This window comes from Bacillus sp. A01H (genome assembly GCF_045277205.1).
GTDB classification, from domain to species: domain Bacteria; phylum Bacillota; class Bacilli; order Bacillales; family Bacillaceae_G; genus Bacillus_A; species Bacillus_A paranthracis.
Genome location: NZ_CP117702.1, coordinates 3,634,955 through 3,657,509 on the forward strand (window position 1 = coordinate 3,634,955; position 22,555 = coordinate 3,657,509).

The 22,555-nt window shown below is 34.4% G+C and carries 24 protein-coding genes and 2 pseudogenes; 6 read left to right on the top strand and 20 right to left on the bottom strand.

The window, feature by feature from the left end; genetic code table 11:
* Positions 1-109: 109 nt before the first annotated feature.
* The 3 genes from PSR14_RS19150 to gabP all read right to left on the bottom strand — a co-directional run bounded on the left by PSR14_RS19150 (position 110) and on the right by gabP (position 2,836).
* On the bottom strand, positions 110-652 hold the full coding sequence (locus PSR14_RS19150; RefSeq protein WP_000228315.1) for a DUF420 domain-containing protein: 543 nt from the start codon (positions 650-652) through the stop codon (positions 110-112).
* 317 nt (positions 653-969) lie between these two features.
* Complete coding sequence (locus PSR14_RS19155; protein WP_001998080.1) at positions 970-1,308, bottom strand: hypothetical protein; 339 nt, start codon at positions 1,306-1,308, stop codon at positions 970-972.
* Positions 1,309-1,441: 133 nt separating this feature from the next.
* Positions 1,442-2,836: a GABA permease gene (gabP, locus tag PSR14_RS19160; RefSeq protein WP_000360117.1), complete on the bottom strand. Its 1,395-nt coding sequence runs from the start codon at positions 2,834-2,836 to the stop codon at positions 1,442-1,444.
* Between the two features lie 268 nt (positions 2,837-3,104).
* On the opposite strand from gabP, the gene PSR14_RS19165 reads away from it, so the two are divergent.
* Positions 3,105-4,187, top strand: coding sequence for a chitinase (locus PSR14_RS19165; protein WP_000932461.1), 1,083 nt, complete (start codon positions 3,105-3,107; stop codon positions 4,185-4,187).
* 111 nt (positions 4,188-4,298) lie between these two features.
* On the opposite strand, the gene PSR14_RS19170 is transcribed toward PSR14_RS19165, so the two are convergent.
* Entirely contained in the window at positions 4,299-5,192 is an 894-nt protein-coding gene (locus PSR14_RS19170) for a metallophosphoesterase (RefSeq protein ID WP_098487605.1), read from the bottom strand.
* Positions 5,193-5,387: 195 nt separating this feature from the next.
* On the opposite strand from PSR14_RS19170, the pseudogene PSR14_RS19175 reads away from it, so the two are divergent.
* Both PSR14_RS19175 and PSR14_RS19180 read left to right on the top strand, forming a co-directional pair.
* A pseudogene (locus tag PSR14_RS19175) lies at positions 5,388-6,202 on the top strand (formate/nitrite transporter family protein).
* A 141-nt stretch (positions 6,203-6,343) separates the two neighbouring features.
* Positions 6,344-6,616, top strand: a complete 273-nt coding sequence (locus PSR14_RS19180; RefSeq protein WP_001043904.1) for an HU family DNA-binding protein — start codon at positions 6,344-6,346, stop codon at positions 6,614-6,616.
* A gap of 19 nt (positions 6,617-6,635) precedes the next feature.
* Here PSR14_RS19180 and PSR14_RS19185 read toward each other — a convergent pair whose 3' ends face one another.
* The 15 genes and pseudogenes from PSR14_RS19185 to PSR14_RS19255 all read right to left on the bottom strand — a co-directional run.
* Positions 6,636-7,115 (bottom strand): GNAT family N-acetyltransferase, encoded by a 480-nt coding sequence (locus PSR14_RS19185; protein ID WP_061184852.1) that lies wholly within the window; start codon positions 7,113-7,115, stop codon positions 6,636-6,638.
* A gap of 170 nt (positions 7,116-7,285) precedes the next feature.
* Positions 7,286-9,703 (bottom strand): heavy metal translocating P-type ATPase, encoded by a 2,418-nt coding sequence (locus PSR14_RS19190; protein WP_076868380.1) that lies wholly within the window; start codon positions 9,701-9,703, stop codon positions 7,286-7,288.
* Between the two features lie 95 nt (positions 9,704-9,798).
* Entirely contained in the window at positions 9,799-10,005 is a 207-nt protein-coding gene (gene copZ, locus PSR14_RS19195) for a copper chaperone CopZ (protein ID WP_000436976.1), read from the bottom strand.
* Between the two features lie 187 nt (positions 10,006-10,192).
* Positions 10,193-10,495: a metal-sensing transcriptional repressor gene (locus PSR14_RS19200; RefSeq protein ID WP_000509877.1), complete on the bottom strand. Its 303-nt coding sequence runs from the start codon at positions 10,493-10,495 to the stop codon at positions 10,193-10,195.
* 290 nt (positions 10,496-10,785) lie between these two features.
* Positions 10,786-11,013, bottom strand: a complete 228-nt coding sequence (locus PSR14_RS19205; protein ID WP_000849103.1) for a hypothetical protein — start codon at positions 11,011-11,013, stop codon at positions 10,786-10,788.
* Between the two features lie 259 nt (positions 11,014-11,272).
* Entirely contained in the window at positions 11,273-12,220 is a 948-nt protein-coding gene (locus tag PSR14_RS19210) for a cation diffusion facilitator family transporter (protein WP_074544018.1), read from the bottom strand.
* 45 nt (positions 12,221-12,265) lie between these two features.
* Positions 12,266-12,508: a ferredoxin gene (locus tag PSR14_RS19215; protein WP_000967685.1), complete on the bottom strand. Its 243-nt coding sequence runs from the start codon at positions 12,506-12,508 to the stop codon at positions 12,266-12,268.
* A 47-nt stretch (positions 12,509-12,555) separates the two neighbouring features.
* Complete coding sequence (gene gpmA, locus PSR14_RS19220) at positions 12,556-13,278, bottom strand: 2,3-diphosphoglycerate-dependent phosphoglycerate mutase (RefSeq protein WP_000240140.1); 723 nt, start codon at positions 13,276-13,278, stop codon at positions 12,556-12,558.
* A gap of 66 nt (positions 13,279-13,344) precedes the next feature.
* Positions 13,345-13,719: a helix-turn-helix transcriptional regulator gene (locus PSR14_RS19225; RefSeq protein ID WP_001288310.1), complete on the bottom strand. Its 375-nt coding sequence runs from the start codon at positions 13,717-13,719 to the stop codon at positions 13,345-13,347.
* A 196-nt stretch (positions 13,720-13,915) separates the two neighbouring features.
* The gene (locus PSR14_RS19230; RefSeq protein ID WP_074544020.1) at positions 13,916-14,734 is read right to left on the bottom strand and encodes an alpha/beta hydrolase; all 819 of its coding nucleotides are present in this window, start codon (positions 14,732-14,734) and stop codon (positions 13,916-13,918) included.
* 16 nt (positions 14,735-14,750) lie between these two features.
* Positions 14,751-15,572 carry an ABC transporter ATP-binding protein gene (locus PSR14_RS19235; protein ID WP_000025757.1) on the bottom strand — a complete coding sequence of 274 codons (822 nt, stop codon included), beginning with the start codon at positions 15,570-15,572 and terminating at the stop codon, positions 14,751-14,753.
* A gap of 14 nt (positions 15,573-15,586) precedes the next feature.
* Positions 15,587-16,609 (bottom strand): iron ABC transporter permease, encoded by a 1,023-nt coding sequence (locus tag PSR14_RS19240; protein WP_000920465.1) that lies wholly within the window; start codon positions 16,607-16,609, stop codon positions 15,587-15,589.
* A complete protein-coding gene (locus PSR14_RS19245; RefSeq protein ID WP_001173060.1) occupies positions 16,602-17,609 on the bottom strand; it encodes an iron ABC transporter permease in 1,008 nt (335 codons plus the stop codon). Before PSR14_RS19245 ends, PSR14_RS19240 begins: the two co-directional genes overlap by 8 nt.
* Before the next feature lie 27 nt (positions 17,610-17,636).
* Positions 17,637-18,602 (bottom strand): iron-hydroxamate ABC transporter substrate-binding protein, encoded by a 966-nt coding sequence (locus PSR14_RS19250; protein WP_074544022.1) that lies wholly within the window; start codon positions 18,600-18,602, stop codon positions 17,637-17,639.
* A 299-nt stretch (positions 18,603-18,901) separates the two neighbouring features.
* Positions 18,902-19,039 (bottom strand): annotated as a pseudogene (locus PSR14_RS19255) (exodeoxyribonuclease III); the annotation flags it as partial.
* Between the two features lie 77 nt (positions 19,040-19,116).
* On the opposite strand from PSR14_RS19255, the gene adaA reads away from it, so the two are divergent.
* Genes adaA through alkA form a run of 3 tightly spaced genes read left to right on the top strand, consistent with a single transcriptional unit; the run spans position 19,117 to position 21,132 of the window.
* Positions 19,117-19,713 carry a bifunctional transcriptional activator/DNA repair enzyme AdaA gene (gene adaA / locus PSR14_RS19260; RefSeq protein ID WP_098487603.1) on the top strand — a complete coding sequence of 199 codons (597 nt, stop codon included), beginning with the start codon at positions 19,117-19,119 and terminating at the stop codon, positions 19,711-19,713.
* Positions 19,694-20,224 carry a methylated-DNA--[protein]-cysteine S-methyltransferase gene (locus tag PSR14_RS19265; RefSeq protein WP_001089830.1) on the top strand — a complete coding sequence of 177 codons (531 nt, stop codon included), beginning with the start codon at positions 19,694-19,696 and terminating at the stop codon, positions 20,222-20,224. Before adaA ends, PSR14_RS19265 begins: the two co-directional genes overlap by 20 nt.
* On the top strand, positions 20,221-21,132 hold the full coding sequence (gene alkA / locus PSR14_RS19270) for a DNA-3-methyladenine glycosidase II (RefSeq protein WP_000123534.1): 912 nt from the start codon (positions 20,221-20,223) through the stop codon (positions 21,130-21,132). The genes PSR14_RS19265 and alkA overlap by 4 nt, the downstream gene beginning before the upstream one ends.
* Before the next feature lie 37 nt (positions 21,133-21,169).
* Here the strand turns inward: alkA and pepT are convergent, their stop codons facing one another.
* Positions 21,170-22,402: a peptidase T gene (gene pepT / locus PSR14_RS19275; RefSeq protein ID WP_098487602.1), complete on the bottom strand. Its 1,233-nt coding sequence runs from the start codon at positions 22,400-22,402 to the stop codon at positions 21,170-21,172.
* Between the last annotated feature and the right edge of the window lie 153 nt (positions 22,403-22,555).

A 22,555-nucleotide genomic window follows, 5' to 3' on the forward strand; every position in this document is an offset into this window, starting at 1 on the left:
TACCATCCCTTCTATATGAAAAGCAACTATACTTTTGTATACCATATTTTTTTCATTTTACAAAAACATTTGCCTAACAAAAAAATCCCAGCCTATAGGCTGAGATTTTTTATTGATAATAAGGTGAGATCATTAAGTAAACAATAACACCAGATAAACTTACATATAACCAAATCGGCATTGTCCAACGTACAATTTTACGATGACGTGTTAATTGATTTGTAAAACCAAATACAAGTGCAAACAATGCAAGTGGTACGATAATTGCTGCTAGGATAATATGTGTAATTAAAATGATGAAATACACATATTTAATGAATCCTTCGCCACCAAAATGTGTTGCTGGTGCCAAGTAATGATACGATAAATAAGAAACACAAAATAGCAACGTCGTTGTAAATGCTGCTAGGATGAAGCCACGATGCATTTTCACATTCTTCTTAATAATAGAGAATAACGCTGCTAATAAAAATACGAACGTAAAGCTATTAAAAATTGCGTTTAACATTGGTAAAATCGTTACATCAAAATGTACTTCTCCTTCATAGCCAACAGGTCCAAAGAACAAAAATAAAATAATCGCATTTACAATTACAGAAAGCGTTATCACAATAGGAGCATAGCTTTTCTGATTTGTTGATTGATCCACCAAAATGGTCACTCCCTCTTCCTTCAAATATGTATACGTAACCTCACTATTTTAACATACTATTCACAGTGTAAATGTGACAATAGTTTGACACAGCAAGACAAAACAAAGAAAAAATCCTTCTTAATAAAACTTCTTAAGAAGGATTTTATCGCTTTATTATTCAAATAGCAATGCGATTAGTTTTTGTTAAAAAATGCATCGCTATATGCTTGAAAAATTTCAGACACTTGATATCCCATTAAAGAAATTGCTGTTAATGAAAAGAAACCAATCATAAGAAATCGAAACCACATATAAATCTCCTCCTTGTATTTAGCTTAAAGAACATTCGCTATATTACAAGTTGAGTGGCACTCTTCATCGTCACTTTCCTTTTTCTTTACAATTGCTGTAATAAATCGAATCATAAAGAAAAATACAAAAGGAAATTGTTCGTAATTTACCTTGGCATAGTTCAGCAACGGCTCGCGTTGCATATCGAACGGGGATGAGAAGGAATAGAACATACCTTGCTCTTCCATATATACAATTACAATTTTCATACAAAATACGATTCCTAGAAACGAAACAATATCTTGCCATTCTGTCGTATATAACAGGTTATACAGCTCTAATACATACTCTTCCATCGTCATCCCCCCTTCCTTTTTTACCATTCTGCTCGCCTTCGTATAAAAAGTCAAGAAAAAAGTTTATATTCACTATGACAATAGAAATTACTCATTTTTATGATTATATATGATTCTTTTATAGCAATGATTGGGTGTAACTCTCTTCGAAAACAAGAAATTAGAATCGCACAGATTCCTCATTCTTACTTGTAGTATTCGATACTGTACTATTTTTATTTCTATTAAAAATAAAATAAGAAAGTATTATAAGAACAGTAACAAGCATCGTCAAAAGTGCTTGTGAACGTAAAGATTCAATTGCAAGCATCGCAACTAAAACAGCTATAATAGCGGCAATTGTAACATACGTTACATACGGGAAAAACCACATTTTCACTTTCAAATTTTGTTGTTCTACTTTCCCCATTTTTTTACGGATCTTTAAATGCGAAACAGCTATAACGAGATAAACGAGTAACGCAATTCCGCCAGATGCATTGACTAAAAATAAAAAGACTTTATCTGGAGATATATAACTAAAAACAACTCCAATATAAGCGAAGAACGTTCCGAATAAAACGGCCCGAACTGGAACACCACTACTATTCAATTTCAAAAATGCCTTTGGAGCATCTCCTCTTTCTGCCATTGAAAAAAGCATTCTTGAGTTCGTATATAAACCAGAATTTAAACAAGAAAGTACAGCTGTTAAAACGATAAAATTCATAATTTGTGCTGCCGCTGGTATCCCTATATGTTCCAGTACCGCTACAAACGGACTTTTTAATATGTTCGCTGAATTCCATGGAAGAAGTGTAACAACTACAGCAATCGATCCAATGAAAAATACGAGAATACGCCAAATTACACTATTTGTTGCTGTTTTTACTGCTTTTACAGGTTCAGCAGATTCTCCAGCAGCTACTGCAACAATCTCAGATCCCATAAATGAAAATATAACGACAGTAATTCCAAGTAGCACCGAACTTATACCGTTTGGCATAAATCCTCCTTGTCCTACTAAATTCGAAGTGCCAGGTGCTTCCGTTCCTGGTACAAATCCTAAAATAACAGCTAGTCCAAGACAAAGGAACAAAATAATACTTATTACTTTAATAAAAGAAAACCAATATTCAAACTCTCCAAATGATTTCACCGAAAAAACATTCGTCAATGTTAATAAAATCGTTAATATTAGGCTTAATAACCAAAGTGGGATTTCTGGAATCCAGTATTGAATAATACCAGCACCTGCTGTGGCTTCTATCGCAATAACAATTACCCAGAAAAACCAATATAGCCACCCAATTGTATAACCGGCCCATGGACCAATTGCTTCTCTTGCATATGTTGCAAATGACCCACTTGTCGGGTTAATAGCTGCCATTTCCCCAAGCATTCTCATAACGAAAACGACTAGAAGTCCTGCTAATGCATATGAAACGATAGAACCTGGCCCTGCTGAATGCACAACTGCCCCACTTCCAACAAACAAACCAGCTCCTATTACGCCGCCAATTGAGATCATTGTAATGTGGCGTATTTTGAGGTCTTTCTTAAGATTTTTATCCAACTCTTATACATCCCCTTCCAAACGTAATTTTGAAATTTATGTAAGAGTATTATGTGAAAACCTTGCCTACACTTTAAAATATATCAAAATATTCTGAATTTAACAATTGTAATGCAAGCTCCTATAAAAATTATTACATTAGGTTTAATAATTTTCCATATACAATTGTTGAGAAAATTATAGCTACCTTACGAAAGAACGAATTTTCAGATATCATTAAATAAACAAGATTATACATCTAGACAACTTTTTGTATAGGAGTGTTGATATGTTAAACAAGTTCAAATTCATTTGTTGTACGTTAGTAATTTTTTTACTGCTACCACTAGCCCCCTTTCAAGCACAAGCAGCAAACAATTTAGGATCAAAACTACTCGTTGGATACTGGCATAACTTTGATAACGGTACTGGCATTATTAAATTAAGAGACGTTTCACCAAAATGGGATGTAATTAATGTATCTTTCGGGGAAACTGGTGGTGATCGTTCTACTGTTGAATTTTCTCCTGTGTATGGTACAGATGCAGAATTCAAATCAGATATTTCTTATTTAAAGAGTAAAGGAAAAAAAGTAGTTCTTTCAATTGGTGGACAAAATGGAGTCGTTTTACTTCCTGACAATGCCGCTAAGCAACGCTTTATTAATTCCATACAATCTCTCATTGATAAATACGGTTTTGATGGAATAGATATTGACCTTGAATCAGGTATTTACTTAAACGGAAATGACACTAATTTCAAAAACCCAACTACTCCTCAAATCGTAAATCTTATTTCGGCTATTCGAACAATCTCAGATCATTACGGTCCCGACTTTCTATTAAGCATGGCTCCTGAAACAGCTTATGTTCAAGGCGGTTATAGTGCATACGGAAGCATCTGGGGTGCATATTTACCGATTATTTACGGAGTGAAAGACAAACTGACATACATTCACGTTCAACACTACAACGCTGGCAGCGGGGTTGGAATGGACGGTAATAACTACAATCAAGGTACTGCAGACTACGAGGTCGCTATGGCAGATATGCTCTTACATGGTTTTCCTGTAGGTGGTAATGCAAATAACATGTTCCCAGCTCTTCGTTCGGATCAAGTAATGATTGGACTTCCTGCAGCACCAGCGGCCGCTCCAAGTGGTGGGTATATTTCTCCAACTGAAATGAAAAAAGCTTTAGATTATATCATTAAGGGAATTCCTTTCGGAGGAAAGTATAAACTTTCAAATGAGAGTGGCTATCCTGCATTCCGCGGCCTAATGTCTTGGTCTATTAATTGGGATGCAAAAAACAACTTTGAATTCTCTAGTAACTATAGAACATATTTCGATGCGATTCCCTTGCAAAAATAATGAAAACAACAATAGGTTTTATATGACCTATTGTTGTTTTTTATTTACCACCAATTAACATCGCTCGTTCATCAAAATCAAATTGAGAATGATGATGTGGAATTGAATACATTAGTTACTCTTTTGCTTCAATACAAATACTGAAAGTTCAGGTACACTCCAAAATCTAACAGGCATTCGGGTTGTCCCAATACCACGATTTACATATAAATATAACGGCTTACTCTTCCCCTCTACTTCATACATACCTTCAACATGACTCTCAGCTAGTTTTGTCGTAATGAATGGACCGATAAAAGGAATTTGAACTTGTCCTCCGTGACTATGGCCTGACATTTGAAAATCAACTGGGTAACGTGCTACTTTGTCTACAACATCCGGCTCATGTACTAATAACATATTGAAATCTTGTTGCCTTACATGTTTTAAAGTTGAGTCTATTTGCGGCTTACCTAATAAAAAATCATCCAAACCTGATATTGTAATATATTTGCCGTTTTCCGCTTTAATTTTCTGCACTTCATTGACTAACACAGCGAAACCAGCTTCCTCCATATATTTTTTATAAAATAAACTACCTCCGCCGCCCCTATCATGATTCCCAAACACTGCATATTTCCCTAAGGGTGCATGTATTTGCTGTAATATGCCTTTTGCTTCTTCTTTTTCGGCTTGATACGATCCAAATTTATCTATTAAATCCCCTGTAAAAACTACTACATCCGGACGTAACGCATTCATCTTCTCCACCAATTTTTCTAGTTGTTTCAGTGTGAATTCTGGTCCTAAATGTACATCTGAGAACTGCAATATTTTTTTATTATGAAACTCTTTAGGAATTGTAGAAGATTCTATTTCATTCCACGTAACTGTTACTAGTTTTCGTTCTATTTCTGTCGCATAGAAATACAAACTTATAGAAATCATTACTACACTTACAAAACTGATTATAGATACCTTGACGATTGATTTTTTTTGTTCTTCTTTTACGTGATACGTATTCATGTTCTCACCTCTAGAAGTACTTTAAAACCTTATTGTTACATGAATGTGACAACACGAACAATGTTAGTTATATTTAATTCCAGCCCTGCTCACTTTGACAAATTTATACAGAAGTCATAACATATTTTTATAATACATAGATTCTTAAAAATGTTCCATTTATTCTTTTATCATTTTATTAAGGAGAGATTATTCATGTCTGTATTTACACCAGAAGAAATTACGGAACTTGCTGCTAATTCCGGAAGAAAAAAAGCTCATTTATCATTACTCCCTATGCTAATTCTCGGTTTTTTTGGCGGTGCTTTCATAGCATTAGGGTATTTACTCGATATTCATGTTATTGGAACAATGCCAAAGGCTTGGGGATCATTTACTAGTTTTCTAGGCGCTGCTGTATTCCCTATCGGTCTTATTCTCGTTATTCTTGCAGGCGGTGAACTAGTAACTGGTAACATGATGACAGTTTCCATGGCCTGGCTTCAAAAGAAAATTACTTTATTTTATTTCATACGAAATTTAATTATTGTTACATTGAGCAATTTCATAGGTGCTGTATTCGTTGCTTATTTTTTCGGTCATATCGTCGGATTAACAGAGGGAGCTTTTTTAGCAAAAACAGTTTCTATTGCGCAAGCTAAACTACAAGATACACCACTACAAGCCTTCATTTCTGCAATCGGATGTAATTGGCTCGTTTGTTTAGCTGTTTGGCTTAGTATGGGAAGTAAAGAATTTATCGGAAAGATTATCGGCATTTGGTTCCCAGTTATGACTTTTGTTGAATTGGATTTCAACACGTTGTAGCCAATATGTTTGTCATCCCAGCTATAATTTTTGCAGGTCATTTAACTTGGTTTGAATATTTTCCAAACTTCATTTTTGTTTTCTTCGGAAACTTAGTAGGAGGTATGTTATTTGTAGCGTTACCTTATTTCATATCTTATAATAAGAAACTACCTTCTACTAAAGAACAAACGGAATTAAAGAAAAAATCTGTATCCGCTTAAATGGAACGACTATACAGCAATCCTGAAAAATATTACAAATTCCATTTTTTTTATGAATATATGTGCGTACACTTGTTCTCGAATGTTTTATACGTTATAATAACAACTTAAATAGCATTATTTACATATGAGGTGAAAAACATGAACAAAACAGAATTAATCAAAAACGTAGCACAAAATGCTGAGATTTCTCAAAAAGAAGCTACTGTAGTTGTACAAACTGTAGTAGAATCAATCACTAACACTTTAGCTGCTGGTGAAAAAGTACAACTTATCGGATTCGGTACATTCGAAGTTCGCGAAAGAGCTGCTCGTACAGGCCGTAACCCACAAACTGGTGAAGAAATGCAAATCGCAGCTTCTAAAGTACCTGCTTTCAAAGCTGGTAAAGAACTAAAAGAAGCTGTAAAATAATGAAAAATAGCCTTCTCGTTTACGAGAGGGCTATTTTTTTCATTACATAATTAATAAAAATCTGACCATTATGCTCTTTCTTTTGTTCCTTTATGCAAATAAAGCCTTTACTTTCAAAAAAAGGTTTTGCTGTAATACTCGCTTCTGTATATATCTCCCTATGCCCCAAGTTCACTGCTTCTTGTTCTAACTTTTGTAGTATGTATGAAGCTATCCTTTTCCCTTGATAATCTTTATGCGTGAATAGACGATCTACGTAATGCTCATCATTATAATCCCCAAATCCGACTATCACACCGTTATGCTCCGCTACATAACTAATATTCTTTTCTAAAGACTTTAACCAGCTTTCCCTATCTAGTTGATCTGGTGCCCATGCCTGTAGCTGTAACACGTTATAATCTTTTGCATTAATTGTATGAACTGTTTCATAGAACAACTGTAATACTTGACCTAAATCATCTTTATGGAAGGCCCTAATGATTGTATCTTTTAACATATTTGAATCTCCTTACTACACTATCATTTAACTTTTCTACCATTTATGATTCAATATTTTTGCTTTATTATATCTTTTTTCTTTCTATATAAACAAAAAACAATACTTGTTTCAAAGTATTGTTTTTTGTTTAAAAGCATATGCAATTACTCTATAGATTTAAAGTTTTATTATTTTAACTTCACTCTTTGCAATCGTAATGCATTTAATACGACCGATACAGAACTAAATGCCATCGCTGCTCCTGCAACCCAAGGTGCTAAGAAACCGAACGCTGCAATCGGGATTCCTAAACCGTTATAAGCTAGTGCCCAGAATAAATTTTGCTTAATATTTCTTATCGTCATCTTACTCATAAAGATTGCATCAGCAATACTATTTAAATCGCCACGAATTAACGTAATATCTGCCGCTTCCATCGCTACATCCGTTCCTGTTCCAATTGCCATACCGATATCCGCCGTAGCAAGTGCTGGAGCATCATTTATTCCGTCTCCAACCATTGCTACTTTCTTACCTTGCGCTTGAAGTTTTTTCACTTCTTCTGCTTTTCCTTCTGGTAATACTTCTGCAATTACATGTTCAATACCAACTTGCCCCGCAATCGCCTGAGCAGTTTGCGTATTATCTCCTGTAATCATCACAACGTCTAGACCCATTTTCTTAAGCCTTGTAATAGCTGCTTTTGAAGTATCTTTTACAGTATCTGCAACAGCCACTATACCAGCATATTCTTTATTAATTGCAATAAGCATTGCTGTTTTACCTTCTCGTTCTAACTCTTCCATCGATTTAGAAACTTCTTCAATATCAATATTGAATTTCTTCATTAATCGGCGTGTACCAATTAATAATTGTTTTCCTTCTACGACTGATTCAATACCGAATCCAGGAATCGCTTCAAACGTTTCTGAACTTGGAATATCAATTTTCTTTTCTTTAATTCCTTCTACAATCGCTTCTGCAAGTGGGTGTTCAGAATTTTTTTCTGCCGCACCTACTAAACGTAATATTTCTTCTTCATTGAATCCATCTGCGACAATTACATCCGTTAACACTGGCTTTCCATTTGTCACAGTACCTGTTTTATCTAGAATAACTGTATCCAATCGATACGTTGCTTCTAAATGCTCTCCGCCTTTAAATAAAATACCATACTCAGCTGATCTTCCTGATCCAGCCATAATAGATGTAGGTGTCGCAAGACCTAATGCACATGGACAAGCGATAACAAGTACTGCTATCATTTTCTCAAGTGCTCCGCCAAAATCACCTGGTGTAACAAATATCATCCACACTGCAAATGTAATAATAGCAATCACAACTACAACCGGTACGAAAATACCTGAAATTTGATCTGCTACCCTTTGAATAGGAGCTTTTGAACCTTGAGCCTCTTCTACTACTTTAATAATTTGAGCTAATGCAGTATCTCTTCCTACCTTAGTTGCTTTCACTTTTAAAAATCCATTTTTATTCATTGTAGAACCGATTACTACATCCCCAATTGTTTTATCAACTGGAATACTTTCACCTGTTAACATCGATTCATCTATTGCTGACTTTCCTTCTACAATCTCACCATCTACCGGAATTTTTTCACCAGGCTTTACATAAACGATATCACCAGCTACTACTTCTTCGATTAAAATTTTCATTTCTGTTCCATCTCGCACAACTGTAGCTGTCTTTGCTTGTAAACCCATCAACTTTTTAATTGCTTCTGATGAACGTCCCTTTGCTTTTGCTTCAAATAATTTACCTAAAATAATTAGTGTAATAAGTACCGCGCTCGTTTCAAAATATAAATCTGTCATGTGTTCCGAAGAACCGATAGATTGAATGCTTAAATATACACTATAGAAATAGGCGGCCGACGTTCCAAGTGCCACAAGAACATCCATGTTAGCACTTTTATTACGTAACGCTTTATAAGCCCCAACATAAAACTGTCCACCAATGATAAATTGAACTGGCGTTGCAAGAGCTAGCTGCACCCAAGGGTTCATAAGCATATCAGGTAAATAAATAAACGATGTAAATGAGAAGTGACTTACCATTGCCCACAGTAACGGGAATGATAAAATAAACGAAATAATAAACTTCTTCTTTTGTCGCTCAATTTCTTGTAAGCGATGATCAGTTGATCCATCTTGCTCATCTGATTTCACTTCCAATTTATATCCTAATTTCGTAATTGCACTCTTCATTTCATTTACATTAATTTCATCAGGATTAAAATCTACTGTAGCTGATTCCAAAGCGAAATTTACTGTCGCCCCGTTCACACCTTCTAACTTATTTAAACGCTTTTCTACTCTATTGGCACATGCTGCGCATGTCATTCCTGAAACAGTAAATTCAGCTTTATCACTTACAATTCCATATCCTAACGATTCAACTTTTTCCTTAAATTGTTGCGGATTTGTTTTTTGGGGATCATATATTATTTTCGTTTTTTCAAGTGCAAAATTTACATTTGCATCATGAACACCTTCTACTTTTTTTAGGCCTTTTTCAATTCTATTTGCACATGCGGCACATGTCATTCCTGATATTTGAAGATTGGCCTCTTTTTGTTCATTCATGTCTCTCACCTCTACATACCCTTATGAGGTATAATTATTAGCAAAATAAATCGTACTTCCTATAAAGTACGATTTATTTCCATATCTAAAAATAATTATTGAACATCGTATCCTTGATCTTCAATTACAGCAACGATATCTTTTAATGTTACAACTGACGAGTCGATAGTAACTTCAACAGTTCCTTCTGCTAATTGAACTTTCACTTGTTCAACACCGTTTAGCTCTTTCACACTGCTTTCGATAGCATTTACACAATGTCCACAAGACATACCTTCAACTTGTAATGTTAACTGTTCCATTTAAAATCCTCCTCTTGTTTATTCATTGTTTGTTAATCACAGTTACATCTTACCATACCCCCCTAAGGTAATCAATGGTTTTTTATCATGATTTTTCAATTATTTTCTAAAAGTTTATTTTACACACACTTTTTCACACCAATACAAGGATAAACAAAAAACAAGCTAGTTACACACTAGCTTGTTTTTACGCTTTTGAAAAACGTTCAAATACTGTCATTAATTCTTCGATTGCTTCGTCACCATTACCATTTTTAATTGCACCTGAAACACAATGACTCGTATGGTTTTTTAATACACCCATTCCTACTTTTTTCATCGCTGCATTAATCGCTGAAATTTGCACTAAAATATCCACGCAATACCGATCATTTTCAATCATATTTTGAATACCCCGAACTTGCCCTTCAATTCTCTTCAATCTATTTATAATTTGCTCTTTTTCTTTTTCTGATCTATGTGTTACTGCTTCATGCTCTTTATGCCCCATATTATCACCTTCTTAAAGTTTCTCTTCATCCAATAAAACAATTACTTTTACGAGTATACCAATTATAGCATTAAATATCTATGCATGATACCCCATATGAGTATATTTCCACTTTATGATTATTCTTAACACATTGTTAGCTTCTCAGTCTTAATTTTCATTATACCCTTTCCTTTTTTCAAAAAACAATAATAAGCGAGGGTTGTCCATCCCCGCTTATTATTCATTCCCAAATATAAAAGCCTCAATCTTCACACATGTAAATTGAGACTTTTTCTTCCTATATATAATTATTGCTGATCACATACTTTTGTATCATTCACTACTGAAGTTCCTTCAACGGTTACCGTATGAAAACAGTCATTTACACGAACTGTCACAACATTATCTTGCCGATCAATGATATGATATTCATTAAAATTTTTATTTAGAGCACTGCGAATTTGTTCTCCTTCATAAATTGGGATACCATGCGATAAAACCCAAATAAGTCCAGCGATAGCGAGAATAGTTTTCATACGATCTACCTCCTTGAGAATATAGTGAACTTTTCATCCGTGCTTTTTCAGCTCTACGAATCATAATTGGAATGAACCAAGCCTTTTCGGAAATAAGTTCATTTCGTCTATTTTATGTTTATGCTAATTGTGAACGAATTGTGACAACTTTTTGTCTCTTTAGACGAAAAATTGAAACAAAACTTTCAAAAAGGACAATTCTACTTACGCAAACAAAAGGCTATGGAGAATTTCCCCATAGACTTTTGCTTACATTTAATTAGACGATCATTTCATTATGTTTAATAGTAAGTGTTTCAATTTGAATGGTAGCATGTTCAATATGAAACTCTTGTTTTAACATATCAATAATATTTTGAAGTACTTCTTGATCATCCTGTTTTTTATCAATCATTACATGGACGCTTAATGCGTCTAATCCAGATGTAATTGTCCAAATATGAAGATCATGTAAATCACGTACACCTTCTACTCCTCTAATCGCTTGCTTCACTTTCTCTAGTTCAATTGCAACGGGTGTACCCTCCATAAGTATATGAATGGAATGTTTTGTTACTCCCCACGCGCTCTTTAAAATTAATAAAGCAACAACTACTGAAATAATTGGATCTGCTATATACCATGAGAATAACGACATAAGTACCCCAGCTACTAATGCTCCCACTGACCCTAAAGCATCTCCAAGAACATGTAAATACGCGCTACGTAAATTTACATTATTTTTCACATCACCTTGTCTCATCAGTGCCCATGCACTAATTAAATTTGCTAGTAAACCAATTGATGCGATTAACATCATTGGACCACTTGAAACAGTTGGTGGTTCAAAAAACCGACCAATTGCTTCCCATACAATAAGCCCTGCTACAACAAATAACGTAATTCCATTAATTAATGCCGCCAAAATCTCAAAACGATAATATCCATACGTTTTTTTAGAAGTAACCGTTCTAGCTGCTAATCCAATAGCAATTAAACTTAATAATAAGGAACTTGTATCGCTTAACATATGTCCTGAATCAGATAATAAAGCCAAACTATTTGTAACTAGTCCCCCGAAAAATTCAAGGAACATGATAGTTGCTGTAATCACTAAGGCTGTAATTAATCCTTTTCTGTTACCTTTCCTACTTTCCTCAAAATGATGATGGCCATGGGAATGCCCGTGAGCATGCCCATGATGTTGGTGACCGTGATGATGTCCCATATAAATACCTCCTTTTAATTTTGTTTGTCTTTCATAATTCCACTATTAAATTTTTATTTTATTTACAAATGGCTCTTTTCTTATTTGAATCGAACTTGTTGGACAGCCGTCACTTGCCGCCAACATTGCTTGCAAGAAAGTTTTTGGAATACCCATTATTCCTTGGTTATTATCTAATACACCAAATGATTTTCCTCTTCCGTCTACCTGATATATATCAGGTGCTATAGAAATACATAGTCCACATGCCTCACAATTCTTTTTATTTACAACCGTATAATATAACACTATAAATCACCTCCGATATAAATATACAATACGTAGGTAGGGTATATTTATACCAAACTTCCTTCTAAAGTTTCTATTTCTCTAGTTAAATAATAATAGCATATCGGTTTTAAATCGCTATCTAATTCATAAACCAATGGTGTTCCTGTTGGAATGTTCACATTTTCTATATCTTTATCTGAAATTTGATCTAAATGTTTTACTAAAGCACGTATTGTATTGCCGTGTGCTGCTATAATTACTTGTTTACCAGCTTTTACGTTAGGAGCTATCTCTTCATTCCAATAGGAAACAACTCGTTTTTCTGTATCTTCTAGATCTTCTGTAAGAGGAAACTCATAATCTTTTACATCTCTATATTTCGGATGTGCTGCTTCATATCTTTCGTCATCTTTTGTAAGTGCTGGTGGGCGTACATTTGTTGAACGTCTCCATAATGTTACTTGTTCATCGCCATATTTTCTCGCTGTTTCTTCCTTATTTAATCCTTGAAGCGCACCGTAATGTCGCTCATTTAATTTCCATGTTTTATGAACAGGTATCCACATCAAATCCATTTCTTCGAGAGTAATCCATAAAGTACGCATCGCTCTTCTCAAAACAGATGTATATGCGATATCAAACGAGAAACCATTAGCTTTCAGCATTATTCCAGCTTCTCTTGCTTCTTTCATACCTTTCATTGATAAATCAACATCTGTCCAACCTGTAAACCGATTTTCAACATTCCATTCACTTTGTCCATGTCTTATTAATACAAGTTTAACCATACTTATTATCTCCTCTCCTTTGAAAGTTGCATTTTCATAAAGAAGTATCTTTATGAAAATGCATTGTTACATATTTAGTTCTTTTTTCTTTATTTCACTACTATGACTAAACGCTAATTCAATTAATCCATTTACGTGAGAGTCATCTAATGAATAAAAAACAAGTTTCCCCTCTTTACGCTTTTTCGCCAATCCTATCGTTTGTAATAGTCTTAAGTGATGTGAAGCTGTTGCAATACTACTATGAATAATACTTGCGACATCACGTACGCAAAGTTCCTTTTCTGTATACAACGCATAAGCAATTTTTAAACGTGTTTCATCTGCAAGTGCCTTAAACATCTTCGCTACACTACTTATCTTCTCTTTCTCTAGCATATCACTTGCATGTTTTACTTTTTGCTCATCATGATAACAAAGTTCACAATACTCTTCACTCATATGTAACACCTCTTATTCAAATATATATTTGATTATGTATGTAGTATACCTTATAAACGAGAAACATTCAAATGTTTATTTGAATGTTTCTCGTTTATATTAAATTACTCGCTTTCTCACTAGCTTTTTAATTGATGGATACGTTGCTTTTAAACAATAATGAAAAAGGTAAGCAATCGCTCACCTTTTCCCTCTTCTATATGTGACTAACAAACCTCAATCCTTTACTTAAAGAAGTCGGTACAACAGATGCATGGTTCTCCCCTTCCGCCTCATAAAACGTAAATCGAAACTGATCGTGTTTTACTTTGAAAAGGCGCTCTGATAATTCGTTTGCCCCTACAACCATATGCTCTCGTTCAAGTGAACCAACTGTAAGAAATACTCCTGTTTTAACCTTTGCATTGTTTAATTCATTTATAAGATTCCCTTCTTTTTCAAGCACAGATTGGTTATTCCACCAAATAGATGGACTACTAATAAAATAATTTTGAAAGGCATTTATGTTTGTAAATAATATATGTAAAGCAAATAGACCACCTAGTGAATGCCCAAATATTGTTTGCTTTCCTTTATCAATTTCAAAATTCTTTTCAATTTGCGGCTTTAATTCTTCTTCAATAAAAGTAAAGAAATGATGTGCTCCTCCTGTTTTAGGCCAAGGTTTACCATCTGGTTTTAAAGCCGCATCTTTTGAAATTACGCTAGGCGTAAAATCATAACATCTTTCTTCACCTGAAAATGCCCCTTCGATTGGATAACCAATACCTACTATAATGGCTGGTGAAACACCTGTTTTTTCTGCTCTAACTGATTGTATTTTAACCGCTTCATGGAATGTTTGAAAAAAGGCATTACCATCTAATACGTAAATGACAGGATATCCTGAATCCAGTGCTGGTTGCCTCGGCTTTGAAATATGAATTTGATATTCCTTACCATCTAATTTTGAATACATGTTCCACTGTTCAGTATTAGATGTTACAATCTGCTGTTTTTCAATCGTAGTGTTCATCTTATATCCCCCCTTCTTAACTCGTTACATATATTTCTACTTTTTCTTCTTGAAATACAACGCTATCATAACCGAAGCAAACAGGAGACCCATTATACGGATCAATCATGACACGTGCATCAATATGAAATACTTCTTTTAACACTTCATTTGTAATGATTTCTTCTGGGCTACCAGTTGTAACGATTTCTCCTTCCTTCATTGCAATAATTTCATCTGAAAACCTTGCTGCATGGTTAATATCATGTAATACCATAACGACCGTACAATTATGGTCTTTATTTAATTTCTCCACAATTTGTAATACATCTAATTGATGAGACATATCAAGATATGTAGTTGGCTCATCTAATAACAACACTTCTGTCTCTTGTGCCAAAGCCATCGCTAGCCATACCTTTTGTCGTTGACCACCTGATAGATTTGCAATTTGTCTCGTTCGAAATGCAGAAGTTTTCGTTATATCTAATGCCCAGTCAATCATCTCTTTATCTTTTGAAGTTAACTTATTTACATTATTTCGATGTGGATAACGTCCATAAGAAATTAATTCTTCTACCTTAAGCTCTCCTGGTGCAATTGGAGTTTGCGGAAGTAGAGCTAACTGCTTCGCAATTTCTTTCGTTGGAATTGTATGTAAATCCTGTCCTTGCAAATATACTTTACCACTCTTTTGCTTTAAAATTCTTCCCATCGTTTTTAACAGTGTCGATTTACCGCACCCGTTTGGTCCTATAATTGTCGTTACTTTTCCTTCTTGTATTTCCACATTTAAATCGCGAAACACTGTAAGCTTTTCATAACTTGTTTCTAAATTTTTCGCACTTAAAATACTCACTTTTATTCCTCCTCTTACGCTTTCGCCTTATAAAGTAAATATAAGAAATAAGGTACACCGACAATAGAAATAACAATTCCAACTGGTAACTCTACAGGTGTGAAAACTGTTTTTGCGATAAAGTCTGAAGCAATTACAAGAAACATTCCAATTACTCCGCACGTAGGAATGATATGCTTATGCTGAATACCGACAAGTCTTTTCGCTATATGCGGTGCCATTAATCCGATGAAACCAATACTTCCTGAAACTGCAACACATGCGCTTACAAGTCCGATACTACTTAGTAGTAAAATTGATTTCTCTCTTTCTACTGAAACACCTAAACTTGTAATACTCGTTTCTTCCAATTGAAATAAATCTAATAAATAAGCTTTCTTTTGTATAAGTGGAATCAGTATGATAAGCCACGGTAACATTGCAATAATATACTTCCAGTTTGCACTATATATACTGCCTGACACCCAAACTGCAGCCATCTCGAAATCGGTTGACTTCATTTTGAGTGATAAATACATAGAAAAGGCTCCAAATCCTGATCCAATCGCAATCCCTGTTAATAAAAGACGCTGCGAATCTAACTTACCATTTTTCCAAGAAAACAGATAAATGATGATAGCTGCACCTAATCCGCCTACTAAACCAAACATTGGCATCATCATAATAGAAACCCAGTCTGTGCTTTTTAATTGCCCTTGGAAGAAAAACATAAAAATGACGATTGCTGTTCCTGCTCCTGCATTAACTCCTAAAATACCTGGGTCTGCCAATCCATTTCTCGTAATTCCTTGAATAACAGCACCTGCAACACCGAGACCTACCCCTACTAATCCCGCAATTATGATGCGCGGGAGACGAAACTCAAAAATAACTAAATCATGGTCTGGTACTGGATCTATTCTAAGGAGTGTTTTACATACATCTGTAATCGTAATATCAAACGTACCATTCGTTAAACTAATATAAATAGCACATAGTATTAAAAATATACTAATCCCCATCGTCATTCCAAAACGTTGACTTGAACTTTTAAGCATGTCTCTCTCCTCCTCTTGTACGGATTAAATAAAGGAAGAAAGGAATTCCAATTAAGGAGGTAACGACTCCAATCGGTGTTTCAAATGGATAGTTTACAAACCTACTTAAAATATCACATAACGCTAGAAAAACGCCGCCAATAACGCCTGCGCATGGCAAAATCCACTTATAATCTACCCCAATTATAAAGCGAGTAATGTGCGGAATAATTAAACCTACAAAACCAACTTTCCCCACTAAAGCAACTGCCGTTCCTGTTAAAAAGATAACTGATAAAATAGCCATCGCTTTAACTAGTTTTGTACGCTGCCCTAGGTTAATAGAAACTTCTTCTCCTAAAGAAAGAATCGTAATAGATTTTGATATTAACAGCGCTAAAACTATTCCAATTATCCCAAACGGTATCGTAATTTTAATGATATTAGGGTCTACTTGGTCTAATTTTGCATTAAACCAAAAACTAACATTTTGAGAAATTTGGAAGTATGAAGCCATTGCAGCAGACACACTGCTTAAAAATGTTCCAATAACTGTCCCAATAATCGCTAAACGAACTGGCGATAAACCATTTTGAAGGAGCGAACCAAAACCAAATACGATACCGGCTCCTAATGCAGAACCAATCATTGAACATACAACCATACCAATCGATGACATTCCCGGAAGAAAAATCATACAAAGTGTAATAACAAAAGCTGCCCCATCCGTCACACCCATAATAGAAGGGGATGCAAGATAGTTTCTTGTCATCCCCTGCATAAGTGCTCCTGATATGGCTAGAAATGCTCCAACTAAAAGAGCTGCAACTACCCTTGGTAAACGTGAAGTAATAATGATATTATGATTTACATCACTTGAATCAAAATGAAATAACGCGTTCCACACCGTTTCAGCATCAATACTTTTCGCCCCATACAAAATAGAAAGTATAACTGTAAATAAGATGAGTATGGGTGCTATACATAATATAGTTACTGGTACTGCATTTGTTTTCTGCATATCATTCAACGCACCTTACTTATTGTATTATTTAGATAATTTTTTCACTGCTTCTTTTAAGAACGCTGTTTTACTCCAAGCAGTACCACCTTGTGCCATTGGATCAACAACGTTTACAAATACTTTCTTTTCTTTCGCAGCATTCATACTTTGCCAAATTGGATTACTTTCAATTTCTTCTAGCACTTTCGGGTTTTTATTTTCAGTTGTTTCATATTGTAAGAAAATATAATCTGGGTTTAGTTCAGCAAGTTTTTCAAATGAAATTTTCTCTTGTGCTTTTACAGTTTTCAATTGTTCTGGAACAGTTAATCCAAGATCTTTATAAATTACAGGGTTGAAGTATACTCCTTCTGGGTATAGGAATAATTCGTTTGCTCTTAGTCTAATTACAAGGACTTTTTTGTCTTTTAACTTATCTCCTAGTTTTGCTTTTGCTTTTTCAGCGTCCGCATTGTAATCTTTAATAATTTTTTCAGCTTTATCTTTTTTACCAGTTAATTCTCCCATTAACTTTAAGTTATCCTCCCAATTTGTTGAAACATGTGATACCGGGAATGTAGGAGCTACTTTCGTAAACTTTTCAGCTGTTTCTGCTGGGAATTTCGTACTAGATGTAATAACGTCTGGTTTTAATTGAAGTAATGTTTCGAAATTTGGTTGCATTTTCTCACCAACAGATTTCGCACCTTCTAAATCTTTCTCCAGATACTTTGGTAATTTACCACCAACCGTAATCGCACCAACTGGTTTAATTCCAAGTACTGCTGCATCTTCCATTGACTCTAAACTAGCTGTTGCAATTTTATCTACTTTTGCTGGCACTGTATATTCTTTACCTAAATATGTAATTTTTCGTTTTTCGTCTTTTTTCGTCTCACTAGCCTTTGTCTGTTGAGTTTTTTCTCCTGAAGTTTTATCCGCACTATTACATGCTGCTAGTCCTACACTTAAAACTGTTACCATACCTAATGTAAATAACTTCTTATTCATCTTTAAATATCTCCTCTCGAATTTCCAAACTATATTCTCAATAAAATTTAACTATATGAAACTTGTCCTACATATATATTTTATTAGATTAATAATTCTATCCAGAACTCATTCTCGTTCACTTCCCCTAAGCTATAATTCTTTTATACCTCACCCATTGATAATCCTTTTCATTGATAATGATTATCGTTACTAATTATATATTTAATATGCAATTATTTCAAGAAAGATTTGAAAAATTTTAACAAACTGAATTAAAAAAGAAGTATCCGCCTCATGTTAGGTAGATACTTCTTTTTTTAGAAATTTATATGTAATTCAACTGGGCAATGGTCTGACCCCATTACTTCACTATTAATTTTCGCCGCTGTTATTTGGTCTTTCATTCTCTCGGAAACAACAAAATAATCTAAACGCCATCCAATATTTTCACCTTTGTAATCTTGCTCTTACATTTATGAATACATACATACACACTTTATTCAGGTTATACTAATTTCAGAGGTGATGTTCTTTGCACAATGAAGGAGTTAAGTTAACAAATGAACATTGGCAAGCAATTATTCATAATGATTCTTCCTATGATAGCAAATTCTTTTATGCCGTGAAATCAACCGGGTTTTTTTGCCGACCGTCATGCAAATCAAGAATACCGAATAAAAACAATGTACGAATTTTTCATCATGCAGAGCAAGCATTAAGTGAAAACTTTCGTCCGTGCAAACGTTGTAAACCAAATGGGCTCACTTTACCTAATGAAGAGTGGGTAGAACAAATTAAAGAGTATATCGAAAAACACTTTGATGAATTATTAACTCTAGACATACTTGCGGAAATGTGCCATGGTAGCCCCTTTCATTTACAACGCACTTTCAAAAAAATGACAGGAATAAGTCCGATAGAATATATACAGCAGTTCAGAATTGTTAAAGCAGCAGAACACCTTTTACACACAAATCAACCCATTAAAGAAATTAGTACTGCCGTCGGGATAGAAAACCCAGAATATTTCGCAACTTTATTTAAAAAGAAAACTGGATTTACCCCTACTGAATATCGAAAAAAGAATGAAATAAAAGAGGGATACAATAATGAATTCTTACAAAAATAATTATATATATTGGACGCTACTTACACATGCAAATTGGAAGTTTCATATTGCTGCAACTGAAACTGGACTATGTTTCATTGGATCACAAAACGAAACCTTTGAAGAAGTAAATATATGGGCTAGAAAAAAACTGCCTCAACATATATTGATCCATAGTCCAGATTACTTACAAGTATATACAAAAGAAATGATCGAGTATTTAGAAAACAAGAGAGAAACCTTTACATCCCCTATCGCTGCTTACGGAACTGCATTTCAATTATCTGTTTGGAGTACGGTACGTGAAATTCCTTATGGAAAAACATATTCTTATACAGAAATTGCAGATAGAATTCAAAAACCTACAGCGGTACGTGCCGTTGCGTCTGCTATTGCTGCCAACCCAATTCTCATTATGATTCCTTGCCACCGTGTTATCGGAAAGAATGGTAAACTAACTGGTTTTAGAGGAGGATTAGAAATGAAGAAAGAATTGCTTGCATTAGAAAAATTACAGGTGGAATTCATATGACAGCCGAATATAGTAACGCATTAACTTTAACAGTTCCAACAGAATTTAGTTTTCAAGAAAATTTACGCTATCTATCCCGTTCTAACAATGAATGTATGTTCCACATTGAAGATAACAAAATTTATAAAGTTATCCCTGTTCACGATGTAAATCCTTTAGTTGAAATTAGTATGAATGCGGATGATACTATTCAAATACGTTTTTTAGGAGAAGCCTATATCTCTGCAAAACCGATACGCGATGCTGTAGCTAACTATGTAACTGAATGGTTTGATTTAACTACTGATTTAGCTCCCTTTTATACATTAGCTAAACATGATGTACTCCTTCAAAGACCAATTGAACAATATTTTGGCCTTCGTACTTTAGGTATTCCAGACTTATTTGAGGCACTTTCCTGGGGAATTATCGGGCAACAAATTAACCTCACTTATGCTTATACACTAAAAAGAAGATTAGTCGAGACATTTGGAAGTTATGTAGAATGGAACGATAGAAAGCATTGGATATTCCCATCACATGAAACAATTGCCAATTTACACGTAGAGGATCTCAAAAATTTAAAAATGACGACTAGAAAATGTGAATATTTAATCGGTATTGCAAAGCTTATTACAGAAGGAAAACTATCAAAAGAATCTTTACTACAAACACAAGATGTAAAGATTGCTGAAAAACAATTAACTGCTATACATGGTATAGGTCCGTGGACTGCTCACTATGTTTTAATGCGCTGTTTACGATTCCCTTCCGCTTTTCCAATTGACGATGTTGGTTTGCACAATGCAATTAAATATATAACAGGTTCTAAAAGTAAACCGACTAAACAGGAAATAAAAGATTTTGCGGCAAATTGGATCAACTGGGAGTCTTACGCAACTTTTTATTTGTGGCGAGTATTATACTAAAAAACCAAGTAGCGTTTTTGCACTACTTGGTTCTTTTTTAAGCTTGTTCTTCAAATCGTCTTGCAATTTCTATAATAACTTGAACAGCTTTTTCCATAACATCTACCGAAACATACTCAAATTTACCGTGATAGTTTTCACCACCTGTGAAAATATTTGGGGTTGGTAATCCCATATACGATAATTGTGATCCATCTGTTCCACCGCGAATCGGATGAATATTTGGTTCGATATTTAAACTTTTCATTGCCTCATATGCAATATCAACAATTTCTCTCACTGGTTCAATCTTTTCAAGCATGTTATAGTATTGATCATTCATTTCTAAAACGACTGCATCTCGTCCATACTTCTCTTGCATTTGCTTCACAATATTTTCAACGTTATGTTTACGCGTTTCAAAATTTTCACGATCAAAATCTCGAATAATATAATACGCTTTACTTTGCTCAACATCACCATTTAAAGAAAGTAAATGATAGAATCCTTCATACCCCTCTGTATATTCTGGTGCCTCTTCTACTGGTAAATAGCTATTAAACTCCATAGCAAGTTTAGTTGCGTTACGCATTTTATTTTTCGCTGTTCCAGGATGTGTATTCGTTCCGTTAAACGTTAACTTAGCACCTGCAGCATTAAAGCTTTCATACTCTAAACCACCTAATGGACCTCCATCCATCGTATAAGCAAATGAAGCGCCAAACGCTTCTACATCAAAATGCGCTGGGCCGCGGCCAATTTCTTCATCCGGCGTAAACGCAACTCTAATTTTCCCATGTTTAATTTGCGGATTATGTATTAAATAATTCATTGCAACCATAATTTCTGTAAGACCAGCTTTATCATCTGCTCCTAACAGTGTTGTACCGTCCGTTGTAATAATCGTATGTCCTTTATAAGACGGTAATTCTGGGAACTGTTCTGGCGTTAATACAACATTAAGCTCTTCATTTAATGTAATTGCGTTCCCGTCAAAGTTTTCATGAATTTGTGGTTTTACATTTTTTCCAGTAAAGTCTGTTGCTGTATCTAAATGTGCTAAAAAGCCGATTACAGGAACATCCTTATCCGTATTAGCCGGAAGTGTTGCCATTACATATCCGTTATCATCCATCGTTACTTCTGTTAACCCAATTTCTTTTAACTCTTCAACTAATAACTTACCAAACTCAATTTGTCCTGGTGTTGTTGGCACTGTATGACTGTCTTCATTTGATTGCGTATCAATCTTTACATATCTCGTAAATCTTTCAATAAGTTCTTGTTTCAAATTCATTCACTCCCTTTTATACTTCTTTCTCTATTATAATCCTTGAGACGAAATATTTTAACTTTTTTGACTGTGAATACATATATTTCATTTGTATTTTAGCTATTTTAAATACCGGCTGAAAAGTCGTAAAATTTGTACATTAAAACCCTT

Coding starts and splice junctions, on each gene's coding strand:
- PSR14_RS19155 (WP_001998080.1), bottom strand. CDS start 1,308: ATGGTAAAAAAGGAAGGGGGGATGACGATGGAAGAGTATGTATTAGAG.
- PSR14_RS19165 (WP_000932461.1), top strand. CDS start 3,105: ATGTTAAACAAGTTCAAATTCATTTGTTGTACGTTAGTAATTTTTTTA.
- PSR14_RS19170 (WP_098487605.1), bottom strand. CDS start 5,192: ATGAATACGTATCACGTAAAAGAAGAACAAAAAAAATCAATCGTCAAG.
- PSR14_RS19180 (WP_001043904.1), top strand. CDS start 6,344: ATGAACAAAACAGAATTAATCAAAAACGTAGCACAAAATGCTGAGATT.
- PSR14_RS19185 (WP_061184852.1), bottom strand. CDS start 7,115: ATGTTAAAAGATACAATCATTAGGGCCTTCCATAAAGATGATTTAGGT.
- PSR14_RS19190 (WP_076868380.1), bottom strand. CDS start 9,703: ATGAATGAACAAAAAGAGGCCAATCTTCAAATATCAGGAATGACATGT.
- copZ (WP_000436976.1), bottom strand. CDS start 10,005: ATGGAACAGTTAACATTACAAGTTGAAGGTATGTCTTGTGGACATTGT.
- PSR14_RS19200 (WP_000509877.1), bottom strand. CDS start 10,495: ATGGGGCATAAAGAGCATGAAGCAGTAACACATAGATCAGAAAAAGAA.
- PSR14_RS19205 (WP_000849103.1), bottom strand. CDS start 11,013: ATGAAAACTATTCTCGCTATCGCTGGACTTATTTGGGTTTTATCGCAT.
- PSR14_RS19210 (WP_074544018.1), bottom strand. CDS start 12,220: ATGGGACATCATCACGGTCACCAACATCATGGGCATGCTCACGGGCAT.
- gpmA (WP_000240140.1), bottom strand. CDS start 13,278: ATGGTTAAACTTGTATTAATAAGACATGGACAAAGTGAATGGAATGTT.
- PSR14_RS19225 (WP_001288310.1), bottom strand. CDS start 13,719: ATGAGTGAAGAGTATTGTGAACTTTGTTATCATGATGAGCAAAAAGTA.
- PSR14_RS19230 (WP_074544020.1), bottom strand. CDS start 14,734: ATGAACACTACGATTGAAAAACAGCAGATTGTAACATCTAATACTGAA.
- PSR14_RS19240 (WP_000920465.1), bottom strand. CDS start 16,609: ATGCTTAAAAGTTCAAGTCAACGTTTTGGAATGACGATGGGGATTAGT.
- PSR14_RS19245 (WP_001173060.1), bottom strand. CDS start 17,609: ATGCAGAAAACAAATGCAGTACCAGTAACTATATTATGTATAGCACCC.
- PSR14_RS19250 (WP_074544022.1), bottom strand. CDS start 18,602: ATGAATAAGAAGTTATTTACATTAGGTATGGTAACAGTTTTAAGTGTA.
- PSR14_RS19265 (WP_001089830.1), top strand. CDS start 19,694: ATGAATTCTTACAAAAATAATTATATATATTGGACGCTACTTACACAT.
- alkA (WP_000123534.1), top strand. CDS start 20,221: ATGACAGCCGAATATAGTAACGCATTAACTTTAACAGTTCCAACAGAA.